Here is a 19,940-nt window from a genome sequence, read left to right as displayed (position 1 = left end):
GGGGCCGCCGGCGGGCCGCCGGCCCTTAAAGCGGCTGTGGTCCGTCGTGGCAGCCCGACGGGAAGACATCTGACGAAAACTGGCACGATTTGCAACTTGCGTGGCGGTCATCTCGAGGTTTTTGCGCCTAAGCTGCAGTATTGGCGTTAAGGAGTGGCCCATGCGCGGCCGCTCGCGCCGCTGTGAGGAATTTATGCCAGTTCTTGAGACAAAACTCAACGCCCGCTCGGCCGACTTCCAGGCCAATGCCGCCGCCATGCGCGCGCTGGTGGACGACCTGAAACTGCAGGTGGCCAAGGCCGCTGCCGGCGGTGGTGAAGCGGCCCGGGCCAAACACGTGGCGCGTGGCAAGCTGCCGCCGCGCGAGCGGGTGCAGATGCTGCTGGACCCGGGCACGCCTTTCCTGGAGCTGGCGCCGCTGGCGGCGCTGGCCATGTACCCGGACCGCGACGGTAGCGACAGCGCACCCTGCGCCGGTGTGATCACCGGCATTGGACGCGTCAACGGCGTGGATTGCATGATCGTCTGCAACGACGCGACGGTCAAAGGCGGCACCTACTACCCGATGACGGTCAAGAAACATCTGCGTGCGCAGGAAGTGGCGCAGCAAAACCGCCTGCCTTGCATTTACCTGGTCGATTCGGGCGGCGCGAACCTGCCCAACCAGGACGAGGTGTTTCCCGACCGCGACCATTTCGGCCGCATCTTCTACAACCAGGCCAACATGAGTGCACAGGGCATTGCGCAGATCGCCGTGGTCATGGGCAGCTGCACCGCAGGCGGCGCCTATGTGCCGGCCATGAGCGACGAGACGATCATTGTCAAGAACCAGGGCACCATCTTTCTGGGCGGCCCGCCGCTGGTGAAGGCCGCCACTGGCGAGATCGTCACCGCGGAAGACCTGGGCGGCGGCGACGTGCACACCCGGCTGTCGGGCGTGGCCGACTACCTGGCGCAGAACGACGCCCACGCGCTGGCGCTGGCCCGTGCCGCGGTGGCCAATCTGAACGCAAAATTCAATAGAAAAGTGCCTGAAGTCCTCGCCAGCCGTGCGCCACGTGCTCCTGAATATGCAGCAGACGAGGTTTATGGCGTAGTGCCCACCGACACCCGCAAGCCTTACGACGTGCACGAGATCATCGCCCGTATCGTCGACGGCAGCGAGTTCGACGAGTTCAAGGCGCGTTTCGGCGCCACCTTGGTCACCGGGTTCGCGCACATCGAAGGCATGCCGGTTGGCATCATTGCCAACAACGGCATTTTGTTCAGCGAGTCGGCGCAGAAGGGCGCGCACTTCATCGAGCTTTGTTGCCAGCGCAAGATTCCGCTGGTGTTTTTGCAGAACATCACCGGCTTCATGGTCGGCCGCAAGTACGAAGCCGAAGGCATAGCGCGCCACGGCGCCAAGATGGTGATGGCGGTGGCCACCGCCCAGGTGCCCAAGTTCACCATCATCATCGGCGGCAGTTTTGGTGCCGGCAACTACGGCATGTGCGGCCGCGCCTACAGCCCGCGCTTTTTGTGGATGTGGCCGAACGCGCGTATCTGCGTCATGGGCGGCGAACAGGCTTCTTCCGTGCTGGCCAGTGTGCGGCGCGACGCGATCGAGGCCAAGGGCGGCAGCTGGAGCGCCGAGGAAGAAAAAGCCTTCAAGCAGCCGATGCTGGACCAGTTTGAGCACCAGTCGCACCCGTATTACTCCAGCGCGCGACTGTGGGACGACGGTGTGATCGACCCGGCGGACACGCGCCGCGTGCTGGCGCTGGGCCTGCGCGTCAGCCTGAACGCACCGATTCCCGAGCCGAAGTTCGGCGTCTTCCGCATGTGAGGCCCATGTGATTCTCCGTACCCTTCCCGTTCGGCCTGAGCCTGTCGAAGGCGTTTCGACAAGCTCAACGCGAACGGTGGGGAAATAACAAACTCAGAACAAGGCTTCCATGTCCAACGTTTCCATCTACGACACGCCCGAGTACGAGTCCCTGCGCGACCAGATCGGCCGTTTCATCGCCAAAGAGGTGGAGCCACACGCCGCCGCCTGGGAAGAAACCGGCTTTGTGCCGCGCGATGTGCTCAAACGCATGGGTGCCGCCGGCCTGTTCGGCCTGATGTACGAAGAGCAATACGGCGGTGCCGACAGCGACGCGATGACCAACCTGGTGTTTGCCGAGGCGCTGTCGCAGTCCACCTTTGCCGGCTTCATCATCACCGTGCTGGTCCACACCGACATGGCCAGCCCGCATTTGCACCACGCGGGCAATGCGGCGCAAAAAGACAAGTACATGAAGAAGGTGATCGCCGGTGAGTTGATCACCGCCGTCGGCATCACCGAGCCGGGCGCCGGCTCCGACGTGGCCGGTATTCGCAGCACCGCCAAACGCGATGGCGACGACTGGGTGATCAATGGCACCAAGATGTTCATCACCAACGGCGTCCATGCCGACCTGTACTTCGTCGCCGCCAAGACCGGGCCGGGCAAGCGCGACATCTCGATGTTCATCGTCGAAAAAGGCACGCCGGGCTTCACCGTCGGCCGGGCGCTCAAGAAAACCGGCTGGCTGTCCTCGGACACCGCCGAGCTGATCTTCGACAACGTGCGCATCCCCGCCTGGAACCTGCTGGGCGAGGAGGGCAAGGGTTTTTATTCGGTGATGAAAAACTTCCAGACTGAGCGTATTGCGCTGGGCGCGATGGCGGTCGGCCATTGCCAGCAGGCGCTCAAGCTCACACTCGACTACGTGCGCCAGCGCCAGGCCTTCGGCGGGCCGCTGTGGGACCAGCAGGTGATTCGCCAGCGCCTGGCCATGCTGGACGCCAAGACGCGTGCCGCGCGCGCCTTCATGTACCACTGCGCCTGGCGCGTCACGCAAGGCCACGACATCGTGCAGGACGTGTCCATGCTCAAGGCGCTGACCGGCGAGCTGGTCAACGAGGTGGTGCAGACGTGTCAGCAGTTCCACGGCGGCATGGGCTTCATCCGCGAAACCGCGATCGAGCGCCTGTGGCGCGATGCGCGCGTGCTGGCGATCGGTGGCGGTGCCACCGAAGTGATGCTGGAAGAAGTGGCAAAAAGGTACTGAGGAAGAAACCATGAATCACCTGCAACTGGCCTGTGACGGCGGCGTGGCCACCGTCACCCTCAATCGCCCCGACGTTCGCAACGCGTTCAACGATGAAGTCATCGCCGAGCTGACCGCGTGTTTTCAGGACCTCGGTGGGCGTGACGACGTGCGCTGCATCGTGCTGGCGGCCAACGGCACGGCCTTCTGCGCCGGCGCCGACCTGAACTGGATGAAACGCATGGCCACCTACTCGCGCGAGGAAAACCTCGCCGATGCCGGCGCCCTGGCCGAGATGCTGCGCGTGATTTATGCCTGCCCCAAACCGACGATTGCCAAGGTGCAGGGCGATGTGTATGCGGGCGGCACCGGCCTGGTGGCGGCCTGCGACATCGCGGTCTCGGTGGACACCGCCGGTTATTGCCTCAGCGAGGTGAAGCTGGGCCTGATTCCCGCGACCATCAGCCCGTATGTGATTCGCGCCATGGGCGCGCGGGCGTCGCACCGCTACTTCCTGACCGCCGAACGTTTCAGTGCCGCGGAAGCCCTGCGCATCGGGTTTGTGCATGAGGTGGTGAGTGCCGCCGAGCTCGACGGCAAGGTGGCCGAGCTGGTGAAAACGCTGGTCAATGCCGGCCCGCAGGCGGTGCGCCTGTGCAAAAAGCTGGTGCAGGACGTGGCAGAACAGGAAATCACCCCGGCGCTGGTGCAGATGACGGTGGAGGGCATTGCCGACATCCGCGTCAGCCCGGAAGGCCGTGAAGGCGTGCATTCCTTTCTGCAAAAACGCAAGCCCGGCTGGCTCATCTGATGCAGGCCATGGACACCGCCCAACTGATTGCTCTTGCCGGCGCGCTCGGCTGGGCCAGCGGTGTGCGGCTGTACCTGGTGGTGCTGCTCACTGGCCTGGCCGGGTTCATGGGCTGGATGCAATTGCCCCAGGGCCTGCACCTGCTGGCGCACCCGGTGGTGCTGGGTGCCAGCGGCTTCATGGTGTTTGTCGAATTTTTTGCCGACAAGATTCCGGGGCTGGATTCGCTGTGGGACGTGGTGCACACCCTGATCCGCATCCCCGCCGGCGCCGCCCTGGCGGCCGGTGTGTTCGGTGCCGACAGTGGTCTGATGGCGCTGGTCGCAGCGTTGATGGGTGGCACGCTGGCGGCCACCAGCCATGCCGCCAAGGCGACCACCCGCGCAGCCATCAACACTTCGCCCGAACCCTTTAGCAACGTGGGGGCGTCCCTGCTCGAAGACGGTCTGGTGCCGGCCGGCCTGTGGCTGGCGATTGCGCATCCGCTGGTGTTTGTGCTTGTGCTGTTGCTTGTGCTGGTGCTCAGCGTGTGGCTGATCCGACTCTGCTGGCGCTTTTTGGCGCAGCTTTTTGCCCGTGTGGCCCGCATCTTCAGCGGCAAGCCCGATACCGGTTTGCCGCCGGCTTTCACCCTGAAATCTCCTTTTTCAAAGAACGACTGACATGTTTAAAAAAATATTGATCGCGAACCGTGGTGACCAGCCGCAAGGCGGCGCAGCAGCGAAGCTACATTGCCTGGCACGCGAAGCGTGCGCAGGCGATTTCACCGCGGGAACCCACCATGTTTAAGAAAATACTGATCGCCAACCGCGGTGAAATCGCCTGCCGTGTTGCGGCAACAGCACGTCGTATGGCCATCCAGACCGTGGCCGTGTATTCGGACGCCGACGCTGGCGCCAAACATGTCAGCGCGTGCGACGAAGCCGTCCACATCGGTGGCAGCGCACCCAAGGACAGCTACCTGCGCTGGGAAAAGATCATCGCTGCGGCGAAAGCCACCGGTGCCGAGGCGATTCACCCCGGTTATGGCTTCCTGAGTGAGAACGAGGAATTCGCCCAGGCCTGCGGTGATGCGGGGCTGGTCTTCATCGGCCCGCCGGCTTCGGCCATCAAGGCCATGGGCCTGAAAGCCGAGTCCAAACAGCTGATGGAAAAGGCCGGTGTGCCGTTGGTGCCCGGCTACCACGGCAGCGACCAGGATCCGGCGCTGCTCCAGCGCGAAGCCGACAGCATCGGTTACCCGGTGCTGATCAAGGCCAGCGCAGGGGGCGGCGGCAAGGGCATGCGCGCTGTCGAAAAGTCGGAAGACTTCCAGGCCGCGCTGGCCTCCTGCAAGCGCGAAGCCATCAGCAGTTTTGGTGACGACGCGGTGCTGGTGGAAAAATACGCGCAGCGCCCGCGCCATATCGAGATCCAGGTGTTTGGCGACACCCACGGCAACTACGTCTACCTGTTCGAGCGTGACTGCTCGGTGCAGCGTCGTCACCAGAAGGTGCTGGAAGAAGCACCGGCGCCCGGCATGACAGTGGCGATGCGAAAACAGATGGGCGAGGCTGCAGTGGCTGCGGCGAGGGCGGTCAGCTACGTCGGCGCCGGGACGGTGGAGTTCATCGTGGAGCAGCGCCAGGACGGCACGATGAACTTCTTCTTCATGGAAATGAACACCCGCCTGCAGGTGGAACATCCGGTGACAGAAGCCATCACCGGGCTGGACCTGGTGGAGTGGCAACTGCGCGTGGCTTCGGGTGAGAAGCTGCCGCTGGCGCAGGACCAGCTGCGCATCCACGGCCATGCGATCGAGGCGCGTATCTGCGCCGAAAGCCCGGACAACAACTTTTTGCCGGCCACCGGCACACTGCATGTGTACGGCCTGCCGCCCTCGGTCTCCTTCGAGCGTGGCCTGGTGCGGGTGGATGCCGGCGTGCGCGAAGGGGATGCGATCTCGCCGTATTACGACTCGATGATCGCCAAGCTCATCGTGCACGGGGACAACCGCGAGCAGGCGTTGGCGCGTCTGGACGAGGCGCTGGCGCAATTGCACATCGTGGGCTTGAGCACCAATGTGCAGTTTTTGCGCCATGTGGTGCAAAGCCGCTCGTTTGCCCGGGCCGATCTGGACACGGCGCTGATCCCGCGCGAAGAGGCAGTGCTGTTCAAGCAGGAAAAACTCGGCCTGCCCCTGACGGCCGCCGCTGCCGTGGCCCTGAGCCTGCTGGAAGAGAAAGCGCAGGAAACGGCCGACCCATTCAGCAAGCGTGACGGCTGGCGCTCGCACGGGGTGGCGCTGCGGCGTTTCGAGTTCGAATTTCATGGCGAGCCGGCGCATGCCGCGCTGACCTATCTGCACGACGGTGCGCTGCGCCTGGCCGTCGGCAATGTGGACGAGGTGCTGGTGTTTGCCGGCAACGGCGGCGCGGTGGACATTCGTTTTGGCGAGCAACGCCTCAGCGCCCACATCTACCGACGCGGGGAAACGGTGCACGTGTTCGCCCGGCAGGGCGCCACGCAGATCATGGTGATCGACCAGCTCGCGCACGCCGGCGAGGCCCATGGCGAAGCCGGGCGCCTGACCGCACCCATGCCGGGCAAGGTGGTGTCGTTTGCGGTGAAGGCGGGCGACAAGGTGAGCAAGGGCCAGGCGCTGGCGGTGATGGAAGCCATGAAGATGGAGCACACCATTGCCGCACCGGCCGATGGGGTGGTGCAGGAGGTGTTGTACGCCCCCGGCGACCAGGTCACCGAGGGTGCGGAACTGCTCAAGATGGTGGCCTAGAGTGATGGCCCCCACGCTTGTCACTGCGTGTACTTCGCTGCCGCCCGAGGGGGCTGAACTTCGCTTGGGGCGGCCCGGCGCTTCGTTCATGGCCCCCGCGCCTGCTGCCGACACAGCGTTCCGCCACGGCACAATCAGGGCATGAGAATTTCCTTTTGTTGTACCGACACCAAGTCCGAGCCCTGGCTGGCCGGTTTGCGCGCCGCCTTTCCGGCCGATCACGTTGAACAGTGGGCGCCGGGCGCCCCGCCGGCGGACTATGCGGTGGTCTGGACGCCGCCCCAGCAGTTTCTGGATGAGCAGCCCCGGCTCAAGGCCCTGTTCAACATCGGGGCCGGCGTGGATGCGCTGATGAAGCTGCGCCTGCCGTTCCAGACGGCCGTGGTGCGGCTGGACGATGCCGGCATGTCGGTGCAGATGGCCGAGTACGTATGCCATGCGGTGATCCGGCATTTCCGCGAGTTCGACGGCTACGAGGCCGATGTGAAACAGGGCACCTGGTCCTACCGCAAGCCACGGCTGCGCAAGGACTTTCCGGTTGGCGTCATGGGCCTGGGCGTGCTCGGCGAACGCGTGGCCCGGGCGCTGGCGCAGTTTGACTACCCGGTGCTCGGCTGGAGCCGGTCTGCAAAAACGATTACGGGCGTGCAGTGTTTTTCAGGGCAGGCCGGGCTGGATGATTTCCTGTCGGGCACGCGTGTGCTGGTGTGCCTGCTGCCGCTGACTCCCGACACGCAGGACATCATGAACCGGCAGACCCTGTCCAGGCTGCGACCCGGCGGGTATGTGGTTAATGTGGCGCGCGGCACGCACCTGGTGGACGAGGACCTGATCGCGCTGCTCGACAGCGGTCATCTGGCCGGCGCGACGCTGGACGTCTTTCGCACCGAACCGCTCCCCGCCGCCCATCCCTTCTGGAAACACCCCCTCATCACCGTCACACCGCACACTTCGGCGCGTACCCTGCGCGAGGAAAGCATTGCGCAGATTGCAGGCAAGATCGCGGCGCTTCAGGCGGGGCAGCCGATTTCCAGCCTTGCCGGTGTGGTTGACCCAAAAAAAGGATACTGACCCCATGAACCTTCCATCCAAAGTCAAAATTGTCGATGTCGGTCCGCGCGACGGCCTGCAGAACGAAAAAGCGCATGTGCCTGCCGCCGTCAAGATCGAGCTGGTGCACCGCCTGCAGGACGCCGGCCTCACTGAAATTGAAGTTACCAGTTTTGTGTCGCCCAAGTGGGTGCCGCAAATGGCCGACGCTGCCGAGGTCATGGCCGGCATCACGCGCAAGCCCGGCGTGCGTTATTCGGTGCTGACGCCCAACATGAAGGGTTTCGAGGCCGCCGTGTTATCCAAACCCGATGAGATCGTCGTGTTTGCCGCAGCCAGCGAGGCTTTCAGCCAGCGCAACATCAACTGCTCGATTGAGGAAAGTATTGAACGCTTCCGCCCGGTCACAGAAGCCGCCCTGTCGCAGGGCATTCGCGTGCGTGGCGCCATCTCCTGCGCGGTAGGCTGCCCTTACGAGGGCGAAGTGGCGCCAGAGCGCGTTGAGATGGTCGCGCGTTTGCTCAAAGGCATCGGTGTGCAGCATATGGGTGTGGCCGACACGATTGGCGTGGGCACGCCGCTCAAGGTTCAGCGTGCCATGGAAGCGACGCTGCGGCACTACGACATCAACGACGTGTCGGGCCATTTCCACGACACCTACGGCCAGGCGCTGGGCAACACGCTGATCTGCCTGGAAATGGGCATCTGGAACTACGACACCTCGTCGGCCGGCCTGGGCGGCTGCCCGTATGCCAAGGGAGCAACCGGCAATGTGGCGACCGAAGACGTGGTGTACATGCTGCAGGGCATGGGCATAGACACCGGCATCGACCTCGACAAGCTGATTGATGCCGGCAAGTTCATCAGCGACTATCTGGAGCGCAAACCCAATTCGCGTGCGGCCACCGCGCTGCTGAACAAGAGGACCGGCTGATGCGCTCCCGTGTTGAGCGAGCGGGGGGCTCTTGACATGTGTGGTTCCGAATTGAAGGTGCTGCCTGAAGGTGTACAGCGCGTTGCCGCTGAACTCCAGGCAAAGGGGCACCCGCATTCGCCGGTGATGCTGGACGGCGCGGCGCGCACCGCGCAGCAGGCGGCCGATGCCCTGGGCATTGCGCTGGGCCAGATTGCCAAAAGCATCATCTTTCGCCGCAAGTCCGATGACGCGGCGGTGCTGGTCATCACCGCTGGCGACCAGCGGGTCGACGAGCGCAAGATTGAAGCCCTGGTCTGCCCCGACGGCAAACGGCTGGGCCGCGCGGATGCCGAGTTTGTCAAGACCCGTACCGGCTTTTCCATAGGCGGCGTGTCGCCGCTGGCGCATGTGACGCCGCCGGTCACGCTGATCGACCAGAGCCTGTTTCGTTTTGAAGAGGTCTGGGCGGCGGCCGGCCACCCGCATGGCGTGTTCAAACTCAGTCCGCAAGAGCTCGTCGCCCTCACCGGCGCGCCTGTAGCCGACGTGGCGGTGGATCCGGTGCAGGAACATGTGGCGCAGCAACGCGCTATCTTTTTGGTAGCTGCCCGCGCCCGTGAAATAAGGGCGGAGACCGAAAACCTTCCCTCGCCGTGCATTTCGGTGTGCCGCATGGATGCGGTCAGCGGCTGGTGTGAGGGTTGCTTTCGCACCCGCGACGAAATTGCCGGCTGGAGCGGGGCGACGGATGCTGGCAAGCGCGCGGTCTGGACCCTGATCGAGCAGCGCATGGCCGCGCTGCAGGCCTGACGGATCCCGTCCTCCACACCTCCACACCTCCATCCCGGCGAGCGTGCCATGAAACACATCACCTTCTACCTCGACTTCATCTCGCCCTATGCCTGGCTGGCTTTCGAGAAGCTGCCGGAGGCCCTGAAGGGGCTCAGCTACAGCGTGACCTACAAGCCGCTGCTGTTTGCCGGCCTGCTTAAACACCACGGCCAGCTCGGCCCCGCAGAAATCCCCGGCAAGCGCGAGTGGACTTACCGCCAGGTGTTGTGGCTGGCCCACCAGCACGGCATCAAGCTGCAACTGCCTGCCAGTCACCCGTTCAATCCGCTGGGCTTGCTGCGTCTGGCCGTGGCCTGCGATGCACACGGCACGCCCAACCGGTATGTCTGCGAAACCCTGTTCCGCCATGTGTGGCAGACCGGCCTGGAGGCGGCCGATCCGCAGCGGCTCGCTGCACTGGCGGCCTCACTGGCGCCGCAACGTGCCCTCGATGGCGCAGACGTGAAGGCCCAGTTGCAGGCGCACAGCGACGAGGCCATCGCGCAGGGCGTTTTCGGCGTGCCCACGCTGGCGGTCGATGGCAAGCTGTTCTGGGGGCTCGATGCGCTGCCCATGCTGCGTGCCTGGCTGCTCGGTGATGCCTGGTTTGACGGCCCGGACTGGGACTCGGCCAGTCAGCTTGCGACGGGTGTCCTGCGCCCGAAATAGCCGGCTACCCGGCATTCTCCGCATACCGAAAATTCGCCCGGGGGTTTTCCCTTGACTTGTCAGTCGTCGATAAGTTTGGCGCAAGCTCCTGTTGGTTTCGCGTCAGAGCAGGGTCAGTGTCTCCAAAAATAATCTCCACAACCCTCATGTCGGGGGCATTCAATCATTGGAGACAACATCATGGCAACTGCAGCCGCCCCCAGGCCGATGAGCGCCGAGGAGAAGAAAGTCATCTTCGCTTCGTCACTCGGTACTGTTTTCGAGTGGTATGACTTTTACCTCTACGGTTCACTGGCAGCCATCATTGCCAAGCAGTTCTTCAGCGGACTCGATGAGGGATCGGCCTTCATTTTTGCCCTGCTCGCGTTTGCTGCCGGTTTCATCGTGCGTCCATTCGGCGCGCTGGTGTTCGGGCGTCTCGGCGACATGATTGGTCGCAAATACACCTTTCTGATCACTATCCTGATCATGGGCCTGTCGACCTTCATCGTCGGCCTTCTGCCCAACTACGCAACCATCGGCGTCGCGGCGCCCGTGATCCTGATTGCGTTGCGCATGCTGCAGGGCCTGGCGCTTGGCGGTGAATACGGCGGTGCCGCCGTGTATGTGGCGGAACACTCGCCGCACGGCAAGCGCGGCGCCTATACCTCGTGGATCCAGACCACGGCCACGCTGGGCCTGTTCCTGTCGTTGATGGTGATTCTCGGCACGCGTACATTGCTCGGCGAGGCGACCTTTGCCGACTGGGGCTGGCGCGTTCCTTTCCTGGTGTCCATCCTGCTGCTGGGTGTTTCCGTCTGGATTCGCCTGAGCATGAACGAGTCGCCGGCCTTCACCAAAATGAAGGCCGAGGGCAAGACCTCCAAGGCACCCCTGTCGGAATCTTTCGGCCAGTGGAAAAACCTGAAGATCGTCATCCTGGCGCTGATCGGTCTGACCGCCGGCCAGGCGGTGGTCTGGTATTCGGGCCAGTTCTATGCGCTGTTTTTCCTGACGCAATCGCTCAAGGTGGACGGCGCCACGGCCAACATTTTTGTCGCTGTTTCGCTGCTGATCGGTACGCCTTTCTTCGTCGTTTTCGGCACGCTGTCGGACAAGATCGGCCGCAAGCCCATCATCATGGCCGGCTGCCTGCTGGCTGCGCTGACCTACTTCCCGGTGTTCACCGCGCTGACCAAGGCCGCCAACCCTGAGCTTGCTGCCGCGCAGGCCAAGAACAAGGTCGTGGTGACCGCTGACGCCAGCGAATGTTCGTTCCAGTTCAACCCGACCGGCACGGCGAAGTTCACCAGCTCCTGCGACATCGCCAAGCAGGTCCTCGCCGGGGCATCGGTAAGTTATGAGAACGCACCTGGTACCGCTGGCGTACCCGCCACCATCAAGATTGGCGAAACGGTCATCTCCAGCTATTCCTCCAAAGGCCTGCCGGCGGACGAAGCCAAGAAAAAGGACGCGGCTTTCAAGAAGCTGGTTGCCGACGACCTGAAGGCTGCCGGTTACCCGACCAAGGCCGATCCGGCCAAGGTGGACAAGTTCATGGTGATCGCCATCCTGACTTACCTGGTGTTGCTGGTGACCATGGTTTATGGCCCGATCGCTGCCATGCTGGTGGAACTGTTCCCCACGCGCATCCGCTATACCTCCATGAGTCTGCCGTACCACATTGGCAACGGCTGGTTTGGCGGCTTGCTGCCCACCACGGCCTTCGCCATCGTGGCGCAGACCGGCAACATGTACAACGGCTTGTGGTATCCAATCATCATTGCCGGCATGACCGTCGTGATTGGCACCTTGTTCATCAAGGAAACCAAGGACGTCGATATCTACGCTGACGACTGATCCCCGGTAACAACAGCCTTGAGGTTCTGTCCGGTGACCGGGCAGAACCACTGAACAAGTTTTTTAAAACCCCCCGCATCGCCGGGGGTTTTTTCTGGAGAAATGACATGTGGAAAATCGCACTCGCCTTCGTGGCCTTTGCCGGGCTGGCCATCTTCATCCTGAGCAGGGGCGGAGACATTGACATGGGAGGCGAAAAGCATGGCTCCGAGGCCGCGCAGGAAGCCCCGCCGCCGGCATCGGCGGCTTCAGCCGCCGCATCTGCTGCATCCGCCCCTGCACGGTAGCCCGCCCTCCGCACCGGAGCAGCGCCATGATTTATGCCAAGACCGAGGCCGGGCAGCAGGCCTTCAAAGACCGGTCCTTGCTCACGCCGAGACAGCGCTCGGCCTTCATCCTGTTTGACGGCAAACGGTCCCTCCCGCAGGTGCTGGAGGCGACCGCAGGCCTGGGTGTCACATCGACGGAGCTGGTCCAGCTTGTGGAGCTGGGTTTTCTCGCGCCCAGCCAGCAGTCAGTCGAAGAGGCCGCAGCAGCGACCGCGCATGCGGCCGCCCTCGTGACCCGCCAGGAGGCCAGCGATGCCGGCAATGACCGCTACAAGAAGGCCTACCCACTCGCAGCGCAGTTGACGGGTGCGCTGGGGCTCAGGGGGTTCAGGTTGAACCTGGCCGTCGAAGCTGCGGCAGATGTCGAGGCCCTCGTCGCGTTGCTTCCCAAAATCAGGGAAACCGTCGGGGCCGGCAAGTGCCGTGAGCTGGAACAGGCCCTCAAGGGCTGAGGGCCCAGGGAGCTTCTAGCGCCTGAATTTCCCGTCTGTGCCGATGATGGACAGATCGGCGAAATCGAGTCCGGTGTGGTCCTCGGTGGAGTAGTTCACTTCCAGCCCGCCGATATCGAACTTGCGTATTCCTTCGAGGGCGGTCTGGATTTTTTCGCGCGTGGGCTTGGCGCCGGCGCGTCGCAAGCCTTCGACAAGAACCTTGGCAGCCGCAAAGCCTTCGAGCATGGCCGGACTGATATCGCCCGCCCCCTTGGCCTTGGCCATCTCCTGGGCTTCCTTGACCATGCCGTAGGCGATGGAGCGTTCATAAGGAAAGACCTGGGTCACGATCACGCCGCGCGCATTGTCGCCCAGGCTTTTGATGAAGCCGCTCGATGCATTGTTGGACAGTGTCACGATCTGCGCGGCCGAGCCGGCAGCGCGAAAAGCCTTCATGCCGTCGACCACCGCCTGGCCGGACGCCACCATGATGATGGCCTGCGCATTGGACTGGACAAGCTTGGGCACGATAGGCCCGAAGTCGGGCTTGCCGCGGTTGAATTTTTCCAGCAGCGCCGGCTGCAGTTTGGCGGCAGCGAAGCCTTTTTGCGCCCCCGCCACGCCGTCGGCGCCGAAGCTGTCGTCGGCATAAACCACGCCGATGCGCGTGATGCCCATCGAGTTCAGGTGGCTGACCGCTTTTTCGGCTTCACGCTGGTAGGTAGCGCGCACGTTGAACACATGTTTCTTGACTGGCTGGTGCAGCACCATCGCGCCGGTGGACGGGCCGATCAGCGGTACGCCGTATTTGTCGAGCAGGGGAAGCATGGCTTCCGTGTGCGGCGTGCCACGGGTCAGGAACAGCGCCAGGACATTGTTTTCTTCAATCAGCTTGCGGGCGTTTTCGCCGGCCAGCTTGGGATCGAACTTGTCGTCGAGCGAGATGAGTTCGATCTTCTGTCCGTTGACACCCCCCTTGGCGTTGACGGCATCAATATAAAGTTTGGCACCTTCGGTGGTTTCCTTCACGCCAGCACCCACGGGGCCGGTAAAGCCTGCGGTTTGCCCGATCAGGATTTGTGCCTGGCTGGCGTGGCTCACGGCCGCGAGCAAAAGGGCGGCGCACCAGAAATTCAGCTTTGTCATGTCATATCTCCTTGGGCGACCGAGTTTACGCTGTCGAGGTGATGATTCCGTGTGGAAACTACGGGCGGGATAACCAGAAGACGGGCGGTCGCACTGGGCCGGCGGGCGGCATAACCCTACGCTGCCGATTCGCGCGGGCGCTGCCTAGAATGTTCGACTTACAAGGAAAGCCCCCACCCATGACCCAGGGAACCATCCGCATTCGCGGCGCGCGACAGCACAACCTCAAAAACATTGATCTGGATATCCGCACGGGGGAAATGACGGTGGTCACCGGGCCCAGCGGGTCCGGCAAGTCCTCGCTGGTGTTTGACACGCTGTTTGCCGAAGGCCAGCGCCGTTATGTGGAAACTTTTTCGGCCTATGCACGGCAGTTCCTGGACCGCATGGACAAACCGGCGGTGGACAAGGTGGAAGGGGTGCCACCGGCGATTGCCATCGACCAGACCAACCCGGTGCGCAGTTCGCGCTCCACCGTGGGCACGATGACCGAACTCAACGATCATTTAAAACTTTTGTATGCGCGCGCGGCGCAGCTATTCGACAAAAAGACCGCGCAGGCGGTGCGCCACGACACGCCGGAGTCGATTTATGCGGAACTGATGGGGCGCACGGCAGCAGGTGACCCCAGGGTGGTGATGACTTTCCCGGTGGAACTGCCCGGCAATACCAGCGCCGAGGAAGTGTCGCAGTGGCTGTCGGCCAGCGGTTTCACGCGTGTGCATGCAGAACGCGACGTGGCGACGCCCGCCGGTCCGCACAAACTGCTGGATGTGGTGGCTGACCGGTTCAGGCTGCATGCCGCTGAAAAGTCGCGTGTGGTGGAAGCCATCGAGCTGGCACTCAAACGCGGCGGCCGCCTCAATGTGTATGTTCAAGCGGCAGAGGAAGGCGGCGCCGAGCAGATGTGGCGGTTTTCCACCGGCCTGCATTGCCCCGACAGTGACCTGCGCTACAGCGAGCCGACCCCTTCGCTGTTCTCCTTCAACTCGGCCATGGGCGCCTGCGAGACCTGCCGCGGTTTCGGCCGCGTGATCGGTGTCGACTATGGCCTGGTGATTCCGAACGACAAGCTGACGCTGCGCTCGGGCGCCATCAAGACCCTGCAGACGCCGGCCTGGAAAGAAGCCCAGGACGACCTGATGCGTCACGCGGAGACGGCCGGCATTCCACGTGACACGCCCTGGTACAAACTCACGCCCGAGCAGCAGGCCTGGGTCATCAACGGCTCGCCGAACTGGAACGGGAAGTGGAACCAGCACTGGTTCGGCATCAAGCGCTTTTTTGCCTACCTGGAAAGCAAGGCCTACAAGATGCACATCCGGGTGCTGCTGTCCAAGTACCGAAGCTACACGCCCTGCGAAACCTGCGGCGGCGCACGGCTGAAGCTCGAGGCGCTGCTCTGGCGCCTGGGCTCCAGGGCGGATGCCGATGCGGCGCTGCCGCCGGCCAAACGTTTCATGCCGGTCGGTGTGGACTGGACCCGCGCGCAGCTCGAGGCCCTGCCCGGCCTGAGCCTGCATGACCTGATGCAGTTGCCGATCGACCGGTTGCGGGAATTTTTCAACGGGCTGGCCCCGGCCGCGCTGCAGGACGGCAGCGCACCCGATGCCGAGTTCAAGGCGCTCAAATCGCTGTTCGAGGAAATCCACACCCGGCTCAAATACCTCAGTGATGTGGGCATCGGTTACCTGACGCTGGACCGGCAAAGCCGCACCCTGTCGGGCGGCGAGGTGCAGCGCATCAACCTGACGACGGCGCTGGGCACCTCGCTGGTCAACACCCTGTTTGTGCTGGACGAGCCGTCGATTGGCCTGCACCCGCGCGACATGAACCGCATCACCCAGGCCATGCACCGTCTGCGCGATGCCGGCAACACGCTGGTGGTGGTCGAGCATGACCCGGCCGTGATGATGGCGGCCGACCGCATGATCGACATGGGGCCCGGTCCGGGCGAGAAGGGCGGCCAGATCGTGTTCGACGGCACGCCGGAAGACCTCAAACACGCTGACACCCTGACCGGCGCCTACCTCGGTTCGCGCAAGCAGGTCGGCATGGGTTTCAAGCGGCCGGTGCTAGATGCCACGCCGCGCCTGATTCTGGAGGGTGCACGCGACCACAACCTGAAAAACCTCACGGTGGAATTCCCGCTGCAGCGCCTTGTCTGCGTGACCGGCGTCAGCGGCTCGGGCAAATCGACCTTGATGCAGGACATCCTGGCGCCGGCGCTGCTGCGCCAGTTCGGCAAGGCGACGGAAACGCCCGGCCAACACGACCGGCTGATGGGCGCCGACTACCTGACCGATGTGGTGTTTGTCGACCAGTCGCCCATCGGCAAGACCGCGCGTTCCAACCCCGCCAGTTATGTTGGCGCCTGGGACGCGGTGCGCGAACTGTTTGCGCAGGCGCCGCTGGCGCGGCAGCGCAGCTACACCGCCTCCAAGTTCAGCTTCAACAACGGCGACGGGCGTTGTCCGACCTGCGGCGGCTCGGGGTTTGAACATGTGGAGATGCAGTTCCTGAGCGACGTCTATTTGCGCTGCCCCGATTGCGACGGCAAGCGTTACCGGGCCGAGATCCTGGAAGTGACGATTGAACGCCAGGCGATTGGCGACGTGCGCGCACGCCTGATGAATGTGTCCGATGTGCTGGACCTGACGGTCAGCGAAGCCTGCGCGCTGTTTGCGCAGGATCGCGAGGTGATACGCGCGCTGCAGCCGATTGTCGATGTGGGCCTGGAATACGTGAAACTGGGCCAGCCAGTGCCGACACTGTCGGGCGGCGAGGCGCAGCGCCTCAAGCTGGCCGGTTTCCTGGCTGGCGCGTCGAAAACGGCGAGCGTCAGCCGGCAACCTCTGGCGCTGAAGAACATCAACCGCGGCACACTCTTCCTGTTCGACGAGCCGACCACCGGCCTGCACTTCGACGACATTGCCAAACTCATGCGTGCGCTGCGCAAGCTGCTGGACGTGGGCCATTCGCTGATCATCATCGAGCACAACCTCGACGTGATCCGCTCGGCCGACTGGCTGATCGACCTCGGTCCCGAGGGCGGCGAGGCCGGCGGCCTGCTGGTGGCTCAGGGCACGCCCGAGGAGGTGCGCCAGCACCCGACGTCGCACACCGCGCTGGCGCTGCGTGAGTACGAAGCGGCCATGGGCAAGGTCCATGGCGTCGAAGAAGCCCGCGCCAAGGCCTGGACGACAAAACCGGCGTTTTCCAATCTGATCCAGATCGTCAATGCCAGGGAACACAACCTCAAGAGCCTGTCGGTGGACATTCCGCGCGGCCAGTTCAATGTGGTCACCGGCGTGTCGGGCTCCGGCAAGTCCACGCTGGCGTTCGACATTTTGTTCAACGAGGGCCAGCGGCGTTACCTGGAGTCGCTCAACGCCTACGCGCGCAGCATCGTGCAACCGGCGGGCCGGCCCGAGGTCGATGCGGTCTATGGCATTCCGCCTACCGTGGCGATCGAGCAGCGGCTGTCTCGCGGCGGGCGCAAGTCCACCGTGGGCACGACCACCGAGGTGTGGCACTTCCTGCGCCTGCTCTACGTGAAGCTCGGCATCCAGCACTGCACCAAAGACGGTGCGGCGGTGATGCCGCAAAGCGCCGAAAGTATTGCCGCGCAACTCCTCAAGGCACACCGCGGCCAGCACATCGGGCTGCTGGCGCCGCTGGTGATCAACCGCAAGGGCGTCTACACCGAACTCGCCGACTGGGCGCGGCCGCGCGGCTACACCCATTTGCGCGTGGACGGCGAATTTCTGCCGACCACCGGTTTTCCGCGCATCGACCGCTTCAAGGAACACACGGTGGAGCTGCCGATTGCCGACATCCACGTGACTCCCGCCAACGAGGCCGCCTTGCGTCAGGCGCTGGCCACGGCGCTGGAGCACGGCAAGGGCGTGGTGCATGTGCTGGCGCCGCTGGACGGACTGCGCGGCGCGATGATGGCCGGCACATCGACCCGGCAGATCGGCACGCTGCAGGCTTCGTCCACCAAGCGGGCCTGCCCGGTCTGCGCCACCTCGTATCCGGAGCTGGACCCGCGCCTGTTCAGCTACAACAGCAAACACGGCTGGTGTCCGGACTGCGTCGGCACCGGCGTCAGGTTGACCAGGGAGCAACGCAAGGTCTTTGACGATTCGGTGCGGGACGATGACAACAAGGGCCGCGAGCAGAGTTTTGTCGAAGCGGATGTGGATGAGGTGCTCGACGCCGTCTGCCCGACCTGCGCCGGCTCGCGGCTGAATGCGCAGGCGCGCGCGGTGAAGTTTGCGGGCGTGGGCATTGCCGACATCGCCGCGCTGTCGGTCACGGATGTGCGCGCCTGGGTCGACAAGCTGGCCCTGCTTGGCCGCGAAGCCGGCATTGCCCGCGACCTGATCCCCGAGATCAAGAGCCGGCTCGAATTCCTCGAAGACGTGGGCCTGGGTTATCTGACGCTGGACCGCGGCGCCCCCACGCTGTCAGGTGGCGAGGCCCAGCGTATCCGGCTGGCCGCGCAGCTGGGTTCCAACCTGCAGGGCGTCTGTTATGTGCTGGACGAGCCGACGATTGGCCTGCACCCGCGCGACAACCAGATCTTGCTGCGCGCTTTGGGCAAACTCAGCCAACGCGGCAACACCCTGGTGGTGGTGGAGCATGACGAAGACACGATTCGCCGCGCTGACAACATCATCGACATCGGGCCCGGCGCCGGCAAGCGCGGCGGACAGCTCGTGGGCCAAGGCACGGCGGCGCACCTGGCGACCTTGCCGGATTCGCTGACCGGGCGTTACCTGGCCAATCCGCTGATTCACCCGCTGCAGACACGGCGCGAGACGCGCAGCGGCGCTGCACCCGCCGAGGTGTTGGCCCTGCCCGTCGCTGCCGGCGCCAAACCGGTCAGCAAGCAGAAGGCCGCGACGCTGAAGGCCAAGGCGCTGAAAGCCGCGGCGGCCAGCGCCAGCGCGCTGCACAATGCCGCACCGGCGGCAGCCAGTCCTTTCACTTCCTGGCTCACCGTGGTCGGGGCCGACCTGCACAACCTCAAGAATGTCTCGGTCAAGGTCCCGCTGTACCGGCTGGTGGCGGTGACCGGGGTCTCGGGTTCGGGCAAATCGACCTTGGCGCGTGATGTGTTGCTGGCCAATGTGCAGGCCGGCGTGGCGCTACGTTCGACCCGCGCCGGACGTGAAGCCGACGATGCCGGCAAACACCCCGCCTGGACCGGCTGCGAAGCCATCGAGGGGTATGCCTCGGTGGACCGCGTGCTGGAAGTTGACCAGACGCCGATCGGCAAGACGCCGCGCTCCTGCCCGGCCACCTACATCGGCTTCTGGGACACGGTGCGCAAGCTGTTCGCCGACACGCTGGAAGCCAGGGCGCGCGGTTACGGCGCCGGGCGTTTCAGTTTCAACACCGGCGAAGGCCGCTGCCCGACCTGCGAAGGTGCCGGCGTGCGCACCATCGGCATGAGTTTTCTGCCCGACGTGAAGGTGCTCTGCGAGACCTGCCACGGCGCCCGTTTCAACCCCGAAACCCAGGCCGTGACCTGGCGCGGCAAAAACATCGGCGACGTGCTGACCATGGAGGTCGATGAAGCCGTGACATTTTTTGCCTCCATGCCGGCCATCGCCCACCCCCTGCAACTGCTGAAAGACGTGGGCCTGGGTTACCTGACGCTGGGACAACCGTCGCCAACGCTGTCCGGTGGCGAGGCGCAGCGTATCAAGCTGGTGACCGAGTTGTCCCGGGTGCGCGACGACATCACGCGGCGCGGCCAGAAGGCGCCGCACACGCTGTACGTGCTGGATGAACCGACCGTGGGCCTGCACATGGCCGATGTGGAGAAACTGATCCATGTGTTGCACCGGCTGGTCAATGGTGGGCACAGCGTGGTGGTGATCGAACACGACCTCGACGTGATCGCCGAAGCCGACTGGGTGATCGACCTGGGCCCGGACGGCGGCAACGCGGGTGGCGAGGTGGTCGCGGCCACGACGCCGGAGCAGGTCGTCAGGCTGGGCACGGCAACCGGGAAGGCGCTTGCACCGGTACTGGCTCGTTAGAGGAAAGCCCTGCAGAACCGACGGGATATG

The 19,940-nt window shown here is 64.1% G+C and carries 14 protein-coding genes; 12 read left to right on the top strand and 2 right to left on the bottom strand.

What is annotated here, in order from left to right; translation table 11 throughout:
* The first annotated feature begins 193 nt into the window (after positions 1-193).
* The 10 genes from PSV26_RS11235 (at position 194) to PSV26_RS11190 (ending at position 11,945) form a co-directional block, all read left to right on the top strand.
* Positions 194-1,828, top strand: coding sequence for a carboxyl transferase domain-containing protein (locus tag PSV26_RS11235; protein WP_300570660.1), 1,635 nt, complete (start codon positions 194-196; stop codon positions 1,826-1,828).
* Between the two features lie 109 nt (positions 1,829-1,937).
* Positions 1,938-3,077, top strand: a complete 1,140-nt coding sequence (locus tag PSV26_RS11230; protein ID WP_300570657.1) for an acyl-CoA dehydrogenase family protein — start codon at positions 1,938-1,940, stop codon at positions 3,075-3,077.
* 10 nt (positions 3,078-3,087) lie between these two features.
* The gene (locus PSV26_RS11225) at positions 3,088-3,867 is read left to right on the top strand and encodes an enoyl-CoA hydratase/isomerase family protein (RefSeq protein ID WP_300570654.1); all 780 of its coding nucleotides are present in this window, start codon (positions 3,088-3,090) and stop codon (positions 3,865-3,867) included.
* Positions 3,867-4,529, top strand: a complete 663-nt coding sequence (locus PSV26_RS11220; RefSeq protein ID WP_300512293.1) for a DUF4126 domain-containing protein — start codon at positions 3,867-3,869, stop codon at positions 4,527-4,529. The genes PSV26_RS11225 and PSV26_RS11220 overlap by 1 nt, the downstream gene beginning before the upstream one ends.
* Positions 4,530-4,648: 119 nt before the next feature.
* Positions 4,649-6,640, top strand: a complete 1,992-nt coding sequence (locus PSV26_RS11215) for an acetyl/propionyl/methylcrotonyl-CoA carboxylase subunit alpha (protein WP_300570651.1) — start codon at positions 4,649-4,651, stop codon at positions 6,638-6,640.
* Positions 6,641-6,781: 141 nt separating this feature from the next.
* The gene (locus PSV26_RS11210) at positions 6,782-7,711 is read left to right on the top strand and encodes a glyoxylate/hydroxypyruvate reductase A (RefSeq protein ID WP_300570648.1); all 930 of its coding nucleotides are present in this window, start codon (positions 6,782-6,784) and stop codon (positions 7,709-7,711) included.
* A 4-nt stretch (positions 7,712-7,715) separates the two neighbouring features.
* Positions 7,716-8,624: a hydroxymethylglutaryl-CoA lyase gene (locus PSV26_RS11205; protein ID WP_300570645.1), complete on the top strand. Its 909-nt coding sequence runs from the start codon at positions 7,716-7,718 to the stop codon at positions 8,622-8,624.
* Between the two features lie 36 nt (positions 8,625-8,660).
* A complete protein-coding gene (locus PSV26_RS11200) occupies positions 8,661-9,416 on the top strand; it encodes a YbaK/EbsC family protein (RefSeq protein WP_300570642.1) in 756 nt (251 codons plus the stop codon).
* Positions 9,417-9,464: 48 nt separating this feature from the next.
* Positions 9,465-10,106, top strand: coding sequence for a 2-hydroxychromene-2-carboxylate isomerase (locus PSV26_RS11195; protein WP_300570639.1), 642 nt, complete (start codon positions 9,465-9,467; stop codon positions 10,104-10,106).
* Positions 10,107-10,286: 180 nt separating this feature from the next.
* Positions 10,287-11,945 carry an MFS transporter gene (locus PSV26_RS11190; RefSeq protein ID WP_300512285.1) on the top strand — a complete coding sequence of 553 codons (1,659 nt, stop codon included), beginning with the start codon at positions 10,287-10,289 and terminating at the stop codon, positions 11,943-11,945.
* On the opposite strand, the gene PSV26_RS11185 is transcribed toward PSV26_RS11190, so the two are convergent.
* The gene (locus PSV26_RS11185; RefSeq protein WP_300512451.1) at positions 11,930-12,148 is read right to left on the bottom strand and encodes a hypothetical protein; all 219 of its coding nucleotides are present in this window, start codon (positions 12,146-12,148) and stop codon (positions 11,930-11,932) included. The genes PSV26_RS11190 and PSV26_RS11185 overlap by 16 nt on opposite strands.
* Positions 12,149-12,258: 110 nt before the next feature.
* On the opposite strand from PSV26_RS11185, the gene PSV26_RS11180 reads away from it, so the two are divergent.
* Complete coding sequence (locus PSV26_RS11180; protein WP_300512283.1) at positions 12,259-12,726, top strand: hypothetical protein; 468 nt, start codon at positions 12,259-12,261, stop codon at positions 12,724-12,726.
* A gap of 15 nt (positions 12,727-12,741) precedes the next feature.
* On the opposite strand, the gene PSV26_RS11175 is transcribed toward PSV26_RS11180, so the two are convergent.
* Positions 12,742-13,854: an ABC transporter substrate-binding protein gene (locus tag PSV26_RS11175; RefSeq protein ID WP_300570635.1), complete on the bottom strand. Its 1,113-nt coding sequence runs from the start codon at positions 13,852-13,854 to the stop codon at positions 12,742-12,744.
* A gap of 179 nt (positions 13,855-14,033) precedes the next feature.
* Between PSV26_RS11175 and uvrA the strand changes: the two genes are divergently transcribed.
* A complete protein-coding gene (uvrA, locus tag PSV26_RS11170) occupies positions 14,034-19,910 on the top strand; it encodes an excinuclease ABC subunit UvrA (protein ID WP_300570632.1) in 5,877 nt (1,958 codons plus the stop codon).
* Positions 19,911-19,940: the final 30 nt, after the last annotated feature.

This window comes from Polaromonas sp. (genome assembly GCF_029945685.1).
Taxonomy (GTDB): domain Bacteria; phylum Pseudomonadota; class Gammaproteobacteria; order Burkholderiales; family Burkholderiaceae_C; genus Polaromonas.
This window is presented reverse-complemented; position numbering and strand designations above follow the sequence as displayed.

What these genes read in the sequence shown, in the direction of transcription:
- PSV26_RS11200 (WP_300570642.1), top strand. Translation starts at nt 8,661, where the DNA reads ATGTGTGGTTCCGAATTGAAGGTGCTGCCTGAAGGTGTACAGCGCGTT.
- PSV26_RS11235 (WP_300570660.1), top strand. Translation starts at nt 194, where the DNA reads ATGCCAGTTCTTGAGACAAAACTCAACGCCCGCTCGGCCGACTTCCAG.
- uvrA (WP_300570632.1), top strand. Translation starts at nt 14,034, where the DNA reads ATGACCCAGGGAACCATCCGCATTCGCGGCGCGCGACAGCACAACCTC.
- PSV26_RS11195 (WP_300570639.1), top strand. Translation starts at nt 9,465, where the DNA reads ATGAAACACATCACCTTCTACCTCGACTTCATCTCGCCCTATGCCTGG.
- PSV26_RS11225 (WP_300570654.1), top strand. Translation starts at nt 3,088, where the DNA reads ATGAATCACCTGCAACTGGCCTGTGACGGCGGCGTGGCCACCGTCACC.
- PSV26_RS11185 (WP_300512451.1), bottom strand. Translation starts at nt 12,148, where the DNA reads ATGCTTTTCGCCTCCCATGTCAATGTCTCCGCCCCTGCTCAGGATGAA.
- PSV26_RS11205 (WP_300570645.1), top strand. Translation starts at nt 7,716, where the DNA reads ATGAACCTTCCATCCAAAGTCAAAATTGTCGATGTCGGTCCGCGCGAC.
- PSV26_RS11215 (WP_300570651.1), top strand. Translation starts at nt 4,649, where the DNA reads ATGTTTAAGAAAATACTGATCGCCAACCGCGGTGAAATCGCCTGCCGT.
- PSV26_RS11210 (WP_300570648.1), top strand. Translation starts at nt 6,782, where the DNA reads ATGAGAATTTCCTTTTGTTGTACCGACACCAAGTCCGAGCCCTGGCTG.
- PSV26_RS11180 (WP_300512283.1), top strand. Translation starts at nt 12,259, where the DNA reads ATGATTTATGCCAAGACCGAGGCCGGGCAGCAGGCCTTCAAAGACCGG.
- PSV26_RS11175 (WP_300570635.1), bottom strand. Translation starts at nt 13,854, where the DNA reads ATGACAAAGCTGAATTTCTGGTGCGCCGCCCTTTTGCTCGCGGCCGTG.
- PSV26_RS11220 (WP_300512293.1), top strand. Translation starts at nt 3,867, where the DNA reads ATGCAGGCCATGGACACCGCCCAACTGATTGCTCTTGCCGGCGCGCTC.
- PSV26_RS11190 (WP_300512285.1), top strand. Translation starts at nt 10,287, where the DNA reads ATGGCAACTGCAGCCGCCCCCAGGCCGATGAGCGCCGAGGAGAAGAAA.
- PSV26_RS11230 (WP_300570657.1), top strand. Translation starts at nt 1,938, where the DNA reads ATGTCCAACGTTTCCATCTACGACACGCCCGAGTACGAGTCCCTGCGC.